Origin of the sequence: Ohtaekwangia koreensis, from assembly GCF_900167975.1 — a bacterium.
Classification (GTDB): domain Bacteria; phylum Bacteroidota; class Bacteroidia; order Cytophagales; family Cyclobacteriaceae; genus Ohtaekwangia; species Ohtaekwangia koreensis.
In genome coordinates, this window is the sequence record NZ_FUZU01000002.1 from 819,279 (window position 1) to 834,948 (window position 15,670).

General features: G+C 41.3%; 14 protein-coding genes. 5 read left to right on the forward strand and 9 right to left on the reverse strand.

The window, feature by feature from the left end; all coding sequences use genetic code 11:
• The first annotated feature begins 11 nt into the window (after positions 1-11).
• The 4 genes from B5Y40_RS16485 (at position 12) to B5Y40_RS16500 (ending at position 2,792) form a co-directional block, all read left to right on the forward strand.
• Positions 12-470 (forward strand): YHS domain-containing (seleno)protein, encoded by a 459-nt coding sequence (locus B5Y40_RS16485; RefSeq protein ID WP_079687883.1) that lies wholly within the window; start codon positions 12-14, stop codon positions 468-470.
• Between the two features lie 81 nt (positions 471-551).
• Positions 552-1,064, forward strand: a complete 513-nt coding sequence (locus B5Y40_RS16490; protein ID WP_079687884.1) for a hypothetical protein — start codon at positions 552-554, stop codon at positions 1,062-1,064.
• Positions 1,065-1,084: 20 nt separating this feature from the next.
• Positions 1,085-2,131: an ATP-grasp domain-containing protein gene (locus B5Y40_RS16495; RefSeq protein WP_079687885.1), complete on the forward strand. Its 1,047-nt coding sequence runs from the start codon at positions 1,085-1,087 to the stop codon at positions 2,129-2,131.
• A gap of 46 nt (positions 2,132-2,177) precedes the next feature.
• Positions 2,178-2,792, forward strand: a complete 615-nt coding sequence (locus B5Y40_RS16500) for a LysE family translocator (protein ID WP_079687886.1) — start codon at positions 2,178-2,180, stop codon at positions 2,790-2,792.
• A 3-nt stretch (positions 2,793-2,795) separates the two neighbouring features.
• On the opposite strand, the gene B5Y40_RS16505 is transcribed toward B5Y40_RS16500, so the two are convergent.
• The 4 genes from B5Y40_RS16505 to nusB form a co-directional block, all read right to left on the reverse strand.
• Positions 2,796-3,710, reverse strand: a complete 915-nt coding sequence (locus B5Y40_RS16505; protein WP_079687887.1) for a S66 peptidase family protein — start codon at positions 3,708-3,710, stop codon at positions 2,796-2,798.
• Positions 3,711-3,797: 87 nt separating this feature from the next.
• Entirely contained in the window at positions 3,798-4,343 is a 546-nt protein-coding gene (locus B5Y40_RS16510) for a DUF1573 domain-containing protein (RefSeq protein ID WP_079687888.1), read from the reverse strand.
• Positions 4,344-4,364: 21 nt separating this feature from the next.
• Positions 4,365-4,673, reverse strand: coding sequence for a YtxH domain-containing protein (locus tag B5Y40_RS16515; protein ID WP_079687889.1), 309 nt, complete (start codon positions 4,671-4,673; stop codon positions 4,365-4,367).
• A gap of 67 nt (positions 4,674-4,740) precedes the next feature.
• Positions 4,741-5,880 (reverse strand): transcription antitermination factor NusB, encoded by a 1,140-nt coding sequence (nusB, locus tag B5Y40_RS16520; RefSeq protein ID WP_079687890.1) that lies wholly within the window; start codon positions 5,878-5,880, stop codon positions 4,741-4,743.
• Positions 5,881-6,125: 245 nt separating this feature from the next.
• Here nusB and B5Y40_RS16525 point away from each other — a divergent pair, with 245 nt between their 5' ends.
• On the forward strand, positions 6,126-7,919 hold the full coding sequence (locus B5Y40_RS16525) for an ABC transporter ATP-binding protein (RefSeq protein WP_079687891.1): 1,794 nt from the start codon (positions 6,126-6,128) through the stop codon (positions 7,917-7,919).
• 100 nt (positions 7,920-8,019) lie between these two features.
• On the opposite strand, the gene B5Y40_RS16530 is transcribed toward B5Y40_RS16525, so the two are convergent.
• The 5 genes from B5Y40_RS16530 to B5Y40_RS16550 all read right to left on the reverse strand — a co-directional run bounded on the left by B5Y40_RS16530 (position 8,020) and on the right by B5Y40_RS16550 (position 15,616).
• A complete protein-coding gene (locus tag B5Y40_RS16530) occupies positions 8,020-8,598 on the reverse strand; it encodes a hypothetical protein (RefSeq protein ID WP_079687892.1) in 579 nt (192 codons plus the stop codon).
• Positions 8,599-8,616: 18 nt separating this feature from the next.
• Complete coding sequence (locus B5Y40_RS16535) at positions 8,617-9,360, reverse strand: hypothetical protein (protein WP_079687893.1); 744 nt, start codon at positions 9,358-9,360, stop codon at positions 8,617-8,619.
• Between the two features lie 56 nt (positions 9,361-9,416).
• Positions 9,417-11,189, reverse strand: a complete 1,773-nt coding sequence (locus B5Y40_RS16540) for an ABC transporter ATP-binding protein (protein WP_245840593.1) — start codon at positions 11,187-11,189, stop codon at positions 9,417-9,419.
• 110 nt (positions 11,190-11,299) lie between these two features.
• On the reverse strand, positions 11,300-12,538 hold the full coding sequence (locus B5Y40_RS16545) for a M16 family metallopeptidase (protein ID WP_079687894.1): 1,239 nt from the start codon (positions 12,536-12,538) through the stop codon (positions 11,300-11,302).
• Positions 12,539-12,592: 54 nt separating this feature from the next.
• On the reverse strand, positions 12,593-15,616 hold the full coding sequence (locus B5Y40_RS16550) for a sensor histidine kinase (RefSeq protein WP_079687895.1): 3,024 nt from the start codon (positions 15,614-15,616) through the stop codon (positions 12,593-12,595).
• Positions 15,617-15,670: the final 54 nt, after the last annotated feature.

Here is a 15,670-nt window from a genome sequence, read left to right on the forward strand (position 1 = left end):
TTAATTCTTTTATGAAATTCTATATTGTAATTCTTCTGTTTTTATCGACCGCTGTGCATGCTCTTGCGCAGAACAAAGTATTGCGTGTAAAAAACTTTAATGCGAAAAAAGGTATAGCCTTAGATGGATATGATCCTGTAAGCTATTTCGATAGTAAACCCCAGGAGGGTGAGGAAACAAACCGCTTTGTATATAAAGGCATTGCCTACCTGTTTGTTAACAAAACTAACCTGAATAAATTTAAAAGTAATCCTGACAAATATGAGCCAGCATATGGGGGATGGTGTGCCTACGCCATGGGTGATTCAGGTGAGAAAGTAAAAATAGATCCTGAAACATTTAAGATCATTGAAGGCAAGCTATATCTGTTCTACAACTTCTGGGGCAACAACACATTGGAGGACTGGAATAAAAATCAACAAAAACTTAAAGAAGCGGGTGATCGTAATTGGAAAAAAATTGTACAATGATCGAAATTCTGGGTACGATCTTTTTAACGGTTTCTAAAAGTTAATTGAATTATTGTATTTTGAGTAATCAAAGACTCCCCTATGAACATTAATACCGCTTGTGCTCATATACTATCACAACTAACTGACCTTGTAAGTCAGATCAATGAACGGGATTTCGTAAAGCCGTCCGATCAACTAAGTCAATCCACCATCGGCCAACATCTGCGGCATACACTTGAATTTTTCATTTGTTTTGAAAAGGGATATCAGCAAGGCATCGTAAACTATGATAAGCGTGCTCATGATAAATTAATTGAAAATGATAAATTCTTCGCATTAGCTACCATTGAACGTATCGAAGATTTTGTAAGATCATTGGAAGAAAAGGAACTGAGACTCGAAGTTGGATACGATCTATCACAGGAAGAATTCGTAATGATTGACACAACGGCTATGCGTGAGCTTGTATATAATATCGAACATGCCGTTCATCACATGGCCATTATAAAAATAGGCGTTCGCGAAGTGGCTCCTTATATAGACCTTGCTAAAGATTTTGGCGTGGCAGCTTCCACCATTCGCTATCAGGAAACTTCTCCTGCTTCACATTAATTTTATATTTTCGCTGCTGCATGACTTTCCGGGAAAGGATTATCCGCAGTAATTTTTTTATTAAGCTGAAGAGCTGGGAGTACTGGCCTTTTGGTATAGTACAGTTTCCGTTATTTATTTACTTTGCCTGGCTCTCTATACGATCGCGATCATTGATATTTTTCTCTGCTTCCAATCCTGGTATTGCTATGGGTGGGATGTTCGGTGAGTCGAAATATGAAGTACTGAAAAAAATTCCCGAGCCCTATATTCCCAAAACAATCTTTATTAAACAGTCTGCAACGAAAGATGAAATCATCAGACGTATAACAGAAAGTGGCATTCAGTTTCCGGTTATTGCTAAACCCGATATCGGTGAACGAGGCTTCAAAGTAAAACGCTTGCAGAATAAAAATGCTATAGATGTATACCTGGCGGAGATGAAATTCGATTTTCTGATACAAGAACTGGTAGACCTTCCGTTGGAATTTGGAGTATTCTATGTTCGCTTTCCTCATGAGAGTAAAGGTAATGTCACTTCTGTTGTTGCGAAGGAAATGCTGTCCGTTACCGGTGATGGAGTATCAACTCTGCAGCAGCTCATTCTCCGGAAGGATCGCGCCAAGCTTCAATGGGAAAACCTAAAGAAAATTTTCGATGGGAAACTACACGATGTAATTCCAGAAGATGAACGCGTTGAACTTGTCTCCATCGGGAATCATTGTCTCGGCACAAAATTTCTGGATGGGAGTTACCTGATCAATGATTCACTGTCGTTGACATTTGATAAAGTAAGTAAGCAGATTGAAGGATTTTATTTTGGTAGATTTGATTTACGTTGTGCCAGCATTGAAGATTTGTATGCGGGCAATTTCAAGGTAATGGAGTTAAACGGATGCGGGGCAGAGCCGGCACATATTTATCATCCCGGGTTCCCATTAAGAAAAGCAATAAAGGTTTTGTTTAACCACTGGCGAAACATTTTCCTGATCTCCCGCGAGAATGTAAAACGTGGCGCTTCGTATACTTCATTTAAAGAAGCGAAACTATACTATAAGAAATTCAAGTCTGCTACCACCGTAGAGTAAAAATGAATACTGTGTCAGATCGTTTACGCCTCACCGCACTATATATATGATCGAAGTGATCGTTGTTTTTGCACTGGCGTTCTTCTTCAGTTTCATCGGATCTATACCACCCGGTACAATTAACCTTACAATCATTAAGCTCGGCCTGGAGCAGAGAATGAATATAGCGTGGAAATTTGCTATAGCATCCGCGATCATTGAATATCCGTACGCATGGCTTGCAATAAAGTTTGAAGAGTGGATTACATCATCACCACTAATTCTTGATAACCTGCAACTCCTTACGGCAATCGTGATGACACTGCTCGGGGTGGTCAGCCTCTGGCCATCGGATACGCCTTCAGCACTTGCTGAGAAGTTTAACAAGAGCGGGTTCAGGCGTGGTATAGTTTTGAGCATCCTCAATCCGCTGGCAATTCCGTATTGGCTTGGTATAACGGCTTACTTAAAAGGTCAGCAGTGGATTGATCTTTCAGATACATGGGAGCTCCAAAGTTACCTTGCAGGTGTTACGCTTGGCTCTCTGGCAATACTCCTTGCGTTTGCATACCTCGCCCGAAAAATTGCATCCCGCTTTCAGCAAAGTATACTATTGAAAAAGCTTCCCGGTGTTATGCTTTTGCTGCTGGGGTTGTATGCATTTGCACAATATCTGCTGTGATACTCAGACCATTTTGTTTTGATAAGAAAGCGTAGCCGCTCCGTTGCGCACCTCTAGTGTACCTGCGCCACCATGGAGCCATGCAAGATTAGGATTTTCATGCCCTGTCGGGAATTGAAATGCTACCGGGTAATTATACCCGCTTGTATGATTTAAAATGATCTCTTCAACGGTCTCTCCAAAGCTCAGTTCAGAATCTTTTATATCCGTCATGTGCCCGACTATAATACCGGCAAGTGCATTCAGCTTACCTGCACGTTTCAGTTGTGTCAGCATCCTGTCAAGTTTATACCGGTATTCATCAATCTCTTCTATGACCAGAATTTTACCGGTAGTATCCGGTTCGCTTGAAGTTCCGAGGGCATCGACAATCAAGGATAAATTGCCACCTATAACTTCACCACTTCCTGAACCATTTATACTATATTTATTGAAGGGCACCTGGATGATGTCTGGCTTGTTAAACAAGATCCGTTGTAAGCTTGCGATGGATAGTATAGATGCTTCCTTCGGAAATAGAATGGGCATCGTAGCATGGATACTTTGAATTCCTAGGCTATATATTTTTAGATGTATAGCGGTAATGTCGCTAAAACCAATTATATACTTTGGTTTTTTTTGTAGCGATGAAAAGTCAATCTGGTCTACAATGCGTGTGCTGCCATATCCGCCCCGCGCACAAATGATCGCATGCACATCCGGATTATCAATCAAAAATTGAATGTCCGATAAGCGCTGTTGATCCGTCCCTGCGAGGTAAGAGTGATCGTTGCTGAAAAGATTTTTTGCCAACACTACATTTAGCCCCCACGATTCAAAAGTTTTTATAGCGATATCCATATCGGATCTGGATACTTTTCTTCCGGGTGCAGTGATGGCTATAGTATTGCCGGCGTGAAGCGAAGGAGGAACGATCATATTGCAAATAACATCAACATCTATAAAAACAAAAAGCTGCCTTTGTTAAAGCAGCCCTTTGTATTTAAAAAAACCTGTTTCTTATTCTTAGTGTGCAACCGGACCAGCGGAGCCAGCCTTCGGTGTTATCATCGCTTTGAAACGCAGCACAGTTTGTTTAGGCCACGTGTTTGCCATTACCGTAATGGTTTTGTTTTGCACACCTTGTTTACCATTGCTATCAAACTTCGCTCTTACATAACCAGTTCCTCCCACGGGAATCGGATCTTTTGTAAAATCAGGCACAGTACATCCACATGAAGGTTGTGCACCTTGAATGATAAGTGGAGCTTCGCCTGTGTTCTTTACTTTATAGATAAACTCTACAGGATCGCCTTCTTTAATTGTACCAAAGTCATGCTCTGTGGTTTCAAATTCTATTTTAGGAAGCGGTCCTTCCGGTTTTTCTTCAGCCGCTGCTGTTGGGGTTGCAGCAATAGGCGATGGATTTGCAGCAGCCTTCTTGCCTTCAACTTCGGCTAAACGACTTTCAAGTTCAGCAATTCTTTTTTCTGCATTGCGGTCTTTACAAGCAGTAAATGTTACCAGCACAGCAGCAAAGAATAAAAACGATTTTGCGATTCCTGTTCTCATATATATCTTAAATCTTTTCGGTTATACCTTCTTACCACGAATCTGCTCTAAAAGTTCATCAACATCTTCAAGCAATCGTTCGGCTTTGTTTTTGGCTTCGTCAACTACCTTTTGGCCTTGTGATTTTGCTTCGCTTGTAAGCGGAGTGTCCTTGCCCTCAACAAAATCATTGATCATGTCCTGAAGCAACTTCCGGTATTTATCTAATTGGAAAGATAATTTTTCACGAGTATTGGAGCCTTTATCAGGCGCATAAAGAATACCCAGAATTGCACCGGTTGCTGCGCCCGCCAGGAACGCCATCAAAAAATTCCCACTCTTTTTGCTCATAAAACTTTCAATATTAGTTACACTCAGAGCGCAAATTCAAAATTTTAACAATTTTTAACAAACAGAATTACTTATTGTCCATTAATCCTCGTCCGCTTTTTTTAAGGTCACCTTTTTCCTTCAGTTCTTTCGAGATAACGTCTAAAATTCCATTGATGAACTGACGGCTTTTTGGAGTGCTGTAATTTTTGGACAATTCAATATACTCATTGATTGTCACCTTCACGGGGATACTGGGGAACTCCAGTAATTCTGCAATGGCCATCTCCAGGATCATGCGATCCGTTAACGGCAAACGGTCTACTTCCCAATTACGTGTATTGTTGGCAATCAGCTCCTTATACTTTCCTTCCAGGCTGGAAGCCTTCTTATAAAGTTTTTCAATAAAATCTTTATCCTCTTCCCAATTCACAGATAAAGTGTGGAGCGTAAGTGTACTCAATGATTCTCCATCAAATGATTTCACAGTTTTCTCCACAAGGCCTTTTACAATGTCCTTGTCTTCAGCCCATCGTAGAACTTCTTCTTCAAAAAATTCATTGATAATCGTTTTGCCAAGAATAACTTTTTTGAAAATATGATTGGCGAATTTTTTCTGATCCTCAATAGAAGGGCTCTTCCTGTCAAGGTAAGCCAGGTACTCATTATCCTGACGGATTACATCACGAAACCACCCTTTTACACGGTCGGCTTTATCCTGCCAGTGACGGCCAAGCTTCAGTGCATCTTTTTTCAACTCTTCGTGATTTCGAAGGGCGTTGATCCAGGCGTTATTAACAAAATTTTTATGACTGACTTTTTTATCAGCTTCAGCAATTTCTGCGAAGGCGGGAAGAAGACTTAATACAGCAATGTAGTGATCGTAGATTTTCTCGACCTCACTTACCATGTTCTTCAGAAAGAAGTCGCTGTCTTTTTTAGATTGCTTGCTATAGAATATGAAGCACTCATTAACAACCTTCTTGATTTTGGCTTCATCATGATCAATGGAAGTTTCTCCTTGCTTGAATGCTTTTTCAAAAAGCTTGGTGGCCGTTTTCTTTTGTAACGATAAGGCTGCTTTGTCCTGTACTTCCATCGAGTTCAGATCCGGGGCAAACTCCTCATTTATTTTTTCAAAGCACAATTCATAGTTGGCATCTTTACATTGTTGCAAAGCAAAAAGACTTTGCATGACTTTGATACGGAGACTTCTTCTGTTAAGCATGATAAAGAACGATGGTTTTAAAAACTGGGCGTAAAAATAATGGATTGAAGTTCACAGTTCAACATTAAGTTAAGAGATGATCACGTGATTATTGTAGCTTTGCTATAATCTATCGGTTATATGTATTTCTAAATACGCTAACTGGTAACTTTTTGACGATGATTTGTTAATGAGAAAACGATGCGTGGCCGTGGAACTATTGAAAGGATATTTCGTTTTAGCCTGAGCCACCAAATTTTCCCCGCATGCGTGAACTGAAATATCTTAATAAGTATCTTTTCAAGTATAAGTGGCATCTCCTTCTTGGAACCATCTTCGTTATCCTGTCCAATATTTTTCAGATCATTCCAGGTTTACTCGTCCGCGATTCCATTGACCTTGTAGTGGACAACATCCGTCTATATAAATCGATGGAGGGAACCGGTGTTCAGGATAATTTTTTCAAAGTGTTTGCTTTTGGTATTCTTATCTATGCAGGGTTGATCTTGTTGATGGCGCTGCTACGTGGAGTATTTCTATACTTCGTTCGGCAGACTTTGATCGTGATGTCGCGCCTCGTTGAATATGATTTGAAGAATGAAATATTTGAGCACTATCAAACTCTTCCCCTTAGCTTTTACAGGCGAAACAATACAGGCGATCTGATGAATCGCATCTCCGAAGATGTAAGCCGCGTGCGCATGTACCTTGGTCCTGCCATTATGTATGGCCTTACCCTAATCACTCTATTCCTGATGTTGATTCCATTTATGTTTAGCATCAGTGCCAAGCTTACTTGGTATGCTTTGAGCCCGTTGCCATTGCTATCGCTCAGCATATTTTTGGTGAACAATATTATTGAAAAGCGTTCGGAAGAAATCCAGAGACATCAGTCACGTCTTTCAACTTTGGTACAAGAGGCTTTCAGCGGTATACGTGTGCTAAAATCATTTAACCGCGAAGCGCAGTCTGTAGAAAAATTTGAGAAGGCAAGTGATGCGTATAAGCATCAATCCCTGAAGCTTACCAAAATGCAATCGCTTTTCTTCCCAATCATTATGGGACTTGTGGGCATTAGCACCATTCTTACAGTATATGCCGGTAGCACGGAAGTGATCAACGGAAATCTCACGTTCGGTAATATTGCTGAATTTATTATATATGTAAACTTGCTCACATGGCCAGTAACGTCTCTTGGCTGGACGAGTAGTTTGGTGCAACGCGCAGAGGCTTCACAAAAAAGGATCAACGAATTTCTTCGGACAAAAACCAATATCACTTCCGAGGAGGATCTGATACGCGATATAAAAGGCAAGGTAGAATTCAGAAATGTCTCGTTCACATATCCGGACACTGGTATAAAAGCGCTGAAGAATATTTCATTTGTGATCAACCCGGGAGAGTCACTTGCCATTATAGGAACAACGGGGTCAGGTAAAAGTACAGTGTCTAATCTTGTATCGCGATTATACGATGTACGTGAAGGCAGTATACTTATTGACGATGTACCAATCACACACTATAACCTGACTTCACTGCGAAGCCAGATTGGTTATGTGCCTCAGGATGTATTTTTATTCAGCGATACAATTTTTAATAATATAGGCTTCGGTATAAAAGACCCGGATCAGCAAAGAGTTATACAGGCTGCGAAAGATGCCGATGTATATCAGAATATCATTGAATTCCCGCAAGGTTTTGAAACGCGAGTAGGAGAGCGTGGCATCACGCTTTCAGGTGGACAGAAGCAACGTGTATCTATAGCGCGTGCCATTGTAAGAGAGCCGAAAATATTAATGCTTGATGATGCACTTTCTGCAGTGGATACCAAAACAGAGAATAACATTTTAAACAGCATGCGTAGAATCATGCAGGGTCGTACTACCATTATTATATCTCACCGGGTGTCGTCTGCGAAACTTGCTAACCGCATTGTTGTTCTCGTAGATGGATTCGTAGTTGAAGAAGGCTCACACGACTCTCTGATAGAACGCAATGGCTTCTACAAAGATCTATACGAGAAGCAAGTTCAGATGGATGAAGAAGAGGCTAAAGGCTGATTCACTCAGCCTTTAGTAATATATATTCTTGTATTTTTCCCACTAAACATATCAGTGGCTCGATATAATCCAGCGAAATCTGCTTGAAAAAATGAGAGGTCTAGAAATTAAATCGGGCTCCTGTACCAGCAAATAAGCGCAACGTTAACCGATCAACCAGTTCAAGTTGAATGCTGGTCTCTGCAAATAAAGTTACGGGCACATCTTCAAAAGTATATTCCATCCCGATAATGCCTTCAGGGCCGAAATCAAAATCGGTGCGGTCGTCATGCAGGTATATATTGTTGTCGTTAGGATCTCTATACCAGTAATCAACCTTGGCTACTTTCATGACAGCTCCAACTCCCCAATACCATTGGAACTTACCTTCAACGTCAGACACATCAAGGTCATGTTGAAATAGCAGACGCCCTTGAAGATATACCACGCTGCTCACATCCACCGATTCGTATGAATAGTTATCATAGCGACTCATGTGTTTGAAAGCATTTTTATAGTATCGTTTATCTGAATTTTTGAAAGCTGAACCTATTCCGAACTCAACCGCTTTTTCATTGGAGAGATAGCGCTTATACGTTACACCTGCAGGCAACCCAAGACGTATTCCTATACCTTGCTGTTGTGCGTAGGCAGTTATCGTGATCGTGATAATGCAGATCGTAATAGCAATGCGTTTCATAGTAGTGATTTTACTTTCTTAGAAAATATAGCGTAATCCGACTCCTCCTTCGGCGCGACTCCAGCCCGGGTCGAGCTGGACATCGGTGAAGTATTCAAGTTCCATGAAAGCAGAGATGGGTAATTGAAAATAAGAATATTCAATGCCCACCACTGCCTGTGGCCCTTGCGTAAAGCGCGACACTGTAAAATTACCAATAGTATTATTTCCGTTAGGGTTAGAATTATCAGTTTCTTCGTAGATATAGTCATACCGTATTTTGGAGTATTTCCATTCCCAGCCGGCACCAACATAGAGCTGTAACCCTTTTGAAATTATTTTAGCATCGATGTGATAGAGAAATTTCAGTTCTCCGATAAAATCTGATTTTACAGTATGCGTCAGATAACGTACATCAGCGCCTTGTGAAAGTGTATCGCGCTGATAAGATCTGAATCTTTCGCGGAAGTAACGATTATATAATCCGCTTGCAGGCTTACCTATATCTGCAGCTATAGCGAAGTTTTTATTGATATAGTACTTATATGTGAGGGCAAAAGGATCACCAAATTTCACCCCTATACCGTGATATGGATATTTACTCTTATCGAATACAGGGCAAACGATCTTGGCTTTATTTCCGCGAACGCGTGTTGCATTATAATTGAAACGCTCACGGGTATACGCACTCTTCCCGCCATTGTTTGTACGCGGACGTTGCGCAAGCGCACATACACCAAGCAGGCAAAATATAGAGACAAGCAGAGTTTTCTGAAAATGCATTACGGCAAATATAAGTGTTTTGCCGTGTACACATAAAATTCGGAGCGAAAGCTGAATCAAACAAACTCTTTATACTGCATCTTGTGGAGCTGGGCGTAATAGCCATCCTGTAAAAGCAGCTGATCATGGCGACCAACCTCTTTTATTTCTCCGTGATCCAGCACAATAATCTTATCGGCTTTTTGGATGGTGGACAATCTATGTGCAATAACAATGGATGTTCTGCCGCTCATCATTTTAACAATAGCTGATTGAATCATCTCTTCTGTTTCTGAATCAACGGACGAAGTCGCCTCATCGAGCACCAGTATTTTAGGATTGAATACCATGGCGCGGATAAAGGAAATGAGTTGACGCTGTCCAACCGATAATGTAGCCCCGCGTTCCATTACGTTATATGAAAGCTTGCCGGGCAAGCGCTCAATAAATTTACGGGCACCCACAAGATCTGCTGCGTGCCACACCATTTCTTCAGTTACTTCAGCGTTGCCAAGCGTAATATTATTGAAAATGGTATCGGAAAATAAAAATACATCCTGCAACACAACACCTATATTCTTCCGAAGCGTACCGAGTTCGTATTGCTTCAAGTCAATACCATCAATTTTAATTGAGCCTTTGTTGATCTCGTAAAAACGATTGAGTAAATTAATGATAGACGATTTACCTGCACCTGTGGCACCAACCAACGCCACAGTCTCCCCCGGTTGAATATGAAGACTGATATTTTTTAAAATATATTCTGGTTCGTTATAGGCAAACCACACGCTTTCAAATTTTACATCACCATGAAGGTGCTCAGGTTTATGGTTGCCGTTTTGCTGTACATGCTCTTCTTCGTCCAGTAAATTCATGATGCGGGCCGAACTTACTATACCCATCTGTAAAGTATTGTAACGATCTGCAATCATGCGAATAGGCCTGAAGAACATTTGTATATACATGATGAACGCAATCAGTTTACCAATGGTAACACCCGTTTCTTCATAGTGAATGATACCTTTGGCTCCATACCAAACCAACAGTCCTATACCGGCTGCCGCTATAATTTCTGCTACCGGGTAGTATATAGAATAGTAGAGTACAGACCGAAGGTTTGACTGCTTGTGCTCTTCGTTGATCTCCCTGAATTTTTCGAATTCTCTTTTTTCACTACCAAAGATCTGCACGATGTTCATACCGGTAATGTGTTCCTGCACAAATGTATTCAAGTTTGCTACCGCGTTACGTACTTCATTGAATGCAACTTTGATTTTCTCTTTGAATACATAGGTACTGATCAGCAACAAAGGCAGTGTTGATAAACTTAGTAAAGCCAGTCGCCAGTCCTGGTAAAACATAAAGCCCAGTATAAAAATGATTTGAAGTAAATCGCCCGCCATAGCAGCAAGTCCTTCACTGAAAACATCAGCAAGTGTTTCTACATCCGAGATCGTGCGCGTTACGAGTCTTCCGATAGGAGTCTTATCAAAGAATTTTAAACGAAGGCTGATGATGTGTTCGTACAGCTTCATGCGAATGTCGCGGATTACCTGTTGACCAAGCCACCCGGATATATAGGTGTGAAAATATTGTGCAATGGAGTTGATGACGAGTAGTACCATCAATACAATCATCATACGTACCATGGCATCATAGTTTCCAAACGCCACGTCATGGTCCAATGTATGCTGGATCAGGATGGGTCGTGTAGGAGCCAGTACACCGAGTACAACCGTCAGCAAAATCACCAGAATGAAACGACCCTTATAAGGTCTTACAAACTTCATCAGGCGGCTAAGCACTGACCAGTCAATAATGTTTCCGCTGCTTACTTTCTCTTTCTCCACGGTGGTTGGAATTTCTTTACAATGGCTTTCGGGGTGAACGTTGAATCGAAACAACTTGTTCAGGTCGGCCTGGTAAATTTCGAAACATGCAGTACGTCAAGTAAGAAAGTTTACGCTGTGGCTTTATAATACATAACGTTGGCATTAGCTTCTTTCAAAATGTCGTTTGCTACACGCTTGACATCGGCCACCGTTACTGCATTAATTTGATTCCCTTCTTCATTCACCAGGTTTGCATCGCCTGATAATTTTGAGAAAGCCAGGTTCATCGCACGGTTCATTACTTCCATCTCACCAAACTCAAGCGTAGACTCTGCTTGATTTTTAACTTTTTCAAGTTCAGCTTCAGCCACTCCGTTGGATACCACTTGCTGTAATATAGTGTCCACTTCCTGCTCTGCATGCTCTAATGATATACCTTCTTTCAAACGGCCGCTGATCACCAGTAAGCCCGGATCAACTGTGCCCATTACAAAAGAAGATATAGAAGTAAAGATCTCTTTCTCCTTTACAAGTTGTTGATATAGTCTGCTGGATTGACCACGACTTAAAATATCGCTGAGTAAATCAATAGCATAATAATCTTTATGGAAACGACCCGGCATGTGCCATGCTTTATAAAAAGCATTCGCGGGTACTTTTGCTTCTACTTCCAAAGTGCGCTTTGCGTTTTGAGGAGGTTCCGGCAAAAGATTACGCGTTTTCAATTTTCCTGCAGGTATAGGACCAAACCATTTTTCGGAGAGCTCCTTTACCTGTTGCAACGTTACGTGTCCTGCAACAACGAGTATAGCATTGTTAGGTACATAATGACTGAAGAAGAAATTTTTAACATCTTCCATCGTGGCATTTTCAATGTGGCTGATCTCTTTGCCAATCGTTGCCCATTGATAAGAATGTTGCTGGTATGCAAGCGGCCGTAACCGGAGCCACACATCTCCATACGGTTGATTGAGATAACGCTGTTTGAATTCTTCGATTACAACTTTACGTTGTACTTCAAGAACCTTCGGATCGAATGAAAGACTGAGCATGCGATCGCTCTCAAGCCAAAAGCCTGTCTCAAGATTTGCTGCAGGAAGTGTCAGGTAGTAATTGGTAATATCAGTATTGGTGAACGCATTATTTTCACCACCCACGCGTTGCAACGGTTCGTCATAGCTTGGTATGTTTACCGAGCCGCCAAACATTAAATGTTCGAAGAGATGAGCGAAGCCGGTTTTATCGGGGTGTTCATCGCGTGAACCAACATCGTATAAAATATTCATTACGGCAATCTGCACCGTTGGGTCTTCATGCACGATTACGCGTAAACCGTTTTCTAATGTAAATTCCTGAAAGTTGATCATGTGGCGTCAAAAATAACAAAGATCAACGGATTTGATAACGATAAAGTTGGGGCACTATTCTTCTACAGTTTGAATGGGAAGTGAAATGATAAAGGTGGTTCCTTCCCGTACCCTGGACGTTGCTTCTACAAAACCACCCAGCTTGGTTACCGATTCTTTTAAAATATACAAGCCAAGTCCTGAACCCTGTGCGTCTTCGCTGGCGCGGTAGAACATGTCAAAAATATGGGCAAGGTGTTCTTCTTCTATCCCGATTCCGTTATCTTCTATGGTAATACAATAGTGTGTAGACGAACATGTTAATGCTATACTTACAAAAGGTTTACGATCTGCGCCTGGCCAATAAAATTTAATAGCATTGGAGATAAGATTGTTGAGTATAATTTTTAAACGTGTTACATCCGATACCATGTCGCGCGTAGTGCTGTCATCGATCATAAACAAGATCTTGTTATAGCTTGGTGCGTATTGATGATCGTGTAAAATATTCTGCACAAAACTTTTAAAGTTGAAGCGTTCAAGCTTAATAGGCATGCGTGAGTTTCGCGAGTAGCTCACCACTTCTTCAATGAACTCTTCCAGCTTCCGCACACTGTTTTCCATCATCGATAAATATGTCTCATGGCTTTCAAGCGATGCGTCAAGCCGCGCCACCATGATGAGTCCGAGGATGGATTTTAAAGGTGCACTCAGATCATGAGACGCACTATATACAAAGCGATCCAGTTCAGAATTTCGTTGTGTTAATTCTTCATTTGCTTTTTGCAGATCGTGTGTGCGCTCGGTAACCAACTGCTGCAAATACATTCTTCGTTTTCTCATGAAGTGAGAGCTGATAAAGAAGGTAATCCAGGCGATTAACAATGCTGCGAGAACGGCACCGAAAATAAAATTGTTGCCAAGCCAGTAAGGCTTGCCTATAGCGATAATAAATTCTGAGGGTTCACTCCATCCGAGTCCTATATTTTTTCGCGCCCGCACATATAGTATATGTTTTCCAAAGGAAAGATCCGAGAGACTTAGTTCATTGGACTCCAGTGTATGCCATATAGTTTCGTCATCGATACGGTATTGCAGTGTGATCTTGTTTTCCGGAAATGTTATAGGTGAGAATTGCAGATTAATGAATGAGCCATAGGGAGCATCAAGGCCTTTCACATATTGCTTACGATCTCCATTTACCTGAGCACCGACACAATAAGGTTTTAGTGTTGGCGTATTTCCGAGGATGGATTTAACAGACAGCGCCACACCAAATGAAGTGCCCACCCAAATGCGTTTTTCATGATCGATATGTACACCGCGAACCGTGATCGTGTTGGAGGGAAGCCCGGCATTTTCATCGTATAGCCAGTACTCACCGGTAACAACATCGTAGCGTACCAAGCCGAATGAATTCGCGAAGAGTATATTTCGGTCATCCATCACTTCAACAGAACTCACGGAAACAAAAGAGAGCGACTCTCCAAGGTCAATGCGTTTTATAGTTTCATGATCATAGCGGAGCAATCCTTCCGTAGAAGCTATCCATAACACATCGTTATGAACGGCAATGTCGCGAATGTTAAGATCCGAAACAGTTTTGAAATCAATGGGAAGGCTTACGTTTTTAAACTCTTCAGACTCATTCTCTTTTAAAAATAAGTAACTGCTTTCACCGTTGGAACCTACATATATACCGCGTGGTCCTTCACGCACAACATTTACTTCGCTTTGTTTGCCGAGTGGCACTTTATAATACTTCAACGCAAATTCATCGGTGATTACTTTTAACGTTTGACTTCTCGCCTGGCTGAGCCATACATATTGACGCGAATCAAGAAACAAGTCATGAACGAAATTTCCATCCTTCGAAAAATTCCACTGGCGTTTCAACGCACCACCCTGAAACAGGAATACATCAAAGGCAGAGCTTGCCCACAAACCCTGTTTGCCAAATTGTAATGACTGAAAGTAACTATTGTTGTCGCTATATATTTCACGTCTTTCCCAGGATGCACTTTGTCGCGTCTCTCTGAGTTCGATAAGCGATTCTTTGAAGCAGTAGTACGTTATATTTTTTTCAGCGTCATGAACAATGTCTTCAATGAAATGAGACTCGGAGTTGAGGTCGGGCAAAATGAATTGTTTCTTCTGCGCCATTACAAGTCCTTTATCTGTAGAAACCCAGATGTCTCCTTCTTTGCTCATATATGAACTGTTGATGCCATTGAAATTGAAGAGAAGAGCCTCCATCTGATTCAGTGCACTATCGGGATGCCAATGGTATAGATCCTGGCCATACGTACTGATCCATAAACTTGAATCAGGAGCGAGGATCAGGTGTGATGCTTTTGCAATGGGTGACTCTCTTTTAACTTCCAGTATCTGGCCCGATTCCAGAGTCGCTTTATATAGTCCGTCTAAAGCAGCAATCCATAATCGACCTCTTTCAAAAAGTACGTGACTAATCCCGTATGGAAGAGATAGCTTCAATTGAAGAAAGCTGCGTGTAGCCCGGTCGTAGCGATATACTTTTCCCTGGTACGAAGTTGTATACAAGTTGCCCGAATCATCTTCGAAGAAATTAAAAGAACGCACAAATACAGGCGAACGATTTGCCGTACCAAAATCATAACGATTAAAAGATTGTCCGCTGTATGCTACTACGGATTGAGGTTCACCAACCCAGATCAATCCATCCTTATCTTCATAAATTGACTTTGCATACCAGATGGTTGTATCGGTAGGTGTACGCGCGCCTTTAATCAATGACTTAAAAAAAACGGTATCAATCAGATTCTGAATCTCAATTACATCAAGGTCGCCAATGGCAAGCAGGCGGCCATCGTGTGTGTTTAGTAATCCTTTGGTATACTGACTGAGAAAGGCAGATTTATAGGTATGAAATTGGATGCCGTCATACTTCACAAGACCATCATCGGTTGCTATCCAGAAAAACCCTAAGGAGTCCTGGGCAACAGCTTTGATTACATCACTGGGTAATCCATCTTCTACACGATATTGTTGAAAACGATACTCCTGCCCTTGTAAAATGCTGGTGAGCAAGCAACCGATAATCAACAAACAATACCTCATTACCTCACAGATGAACGATAAAGATAATAGAGTTTTTGGACAGCGAAAGTGATT

What these genes read in the sequence shown, in the direction of transcription:
- B5Y40_RS16485 (WP_079687883.1), top strand. Translation starts at nt 12, where the DNA reads ATGAAATTCTATATTGTAATTCTTCTGTTTTTATCGACCGCTGTGCAT.
- B5Y40_RS16490 (WP_079687884.1), top strand. Translation starts at nt 552, where the DNA reads ATGAACATTAATACCGCTTGTGCTCATATACTATCACAACTAACTGAC.
- B5Y40_RS16495 (WP_079687885.1), top strand. Translation starts at nt 1,085, where the DNA reads ATGACTTTCCGGGAAAGGATTATCCGCAGTAATTTTTTTATTAAGCTG.
- B5Y40_RS16500 (WP_079687886.1), top strand. Translation starts at nt 2,178, where the DNA reads ATGATCGAAGTGATCGTTGTTTTTGCACTGGCGTTCTTCTTCAGTTTC.
- B5Y40_RS16505 (WP_079687887.1), bottom strand. Translation starts at nt 3,710, where the DNA reads ATGATCGTTCCTCCTTCGCTTCACGCCGGCAATACTATAGCCATCACT.
- B5Y40_RS16510 (WP_079687888.1), bottom strand. Translation starts at nt 4,343, where the DNA reads ATGAGAACAGGAATCGCAAAATCGTTTTTATTCTTTGCTGCTGTGCTG.
- B5Y40_RS16515 (WP_079687889.1), bottom strand. Translation starts at nt 4,673, where the DNA reads ATGAGCAAAAAGAGTGGGAATTTTTTGATGGCGTTCCTGGCGGGCGCA.
- nusB (WP_079687890.1), bottom strand. Translation starts at nt 5,880, where the DNA reads ATGCTTAACAGAAGAAGTCTCCGTATCAAAGTCATGCAAAGTCTTTTT.
- B5Y40_RS16525 (WP_079687891.1), top strand. Translation starts at nt 6,126, where the DNA reads ATGCGTGAACTGAAATATCTTAATAAGTATCTTTTCAAGTATAAGTGG.
- B5Y40_RS16530 (WP_079687892.1), bottom strand. Translation starts at nt 8,598, where the DNA reads ATGAAACGCATTGCTATTACGATCTGCATTATCACGATCACGATAACT.
- B5Y40_RS16535 (WP_079687893.1), bottom strand. Translation starts at nt 9,360, where the DNA reads ATGCATTTTCAGAAAACTCTGCTTGTCTCTATATTTTGCCTGCTTGGT.
- B5Y40_RS16545 (WP_079687894.1), bottom strand. Translation starts at nt 12,538, where the DNA reads ATGATCAACTTTCAGGAATTTACATTAGAAAACGGTTTACGCGTAATC.
- B5Y40_RS16550 (WP_079687895.1), bottom strand. Translation starts at nt 15,616, where the DNA reads ATGAGGTATTGTTTGTTGATTATCGGTTGCTTGCTCACCAGCATTTTA.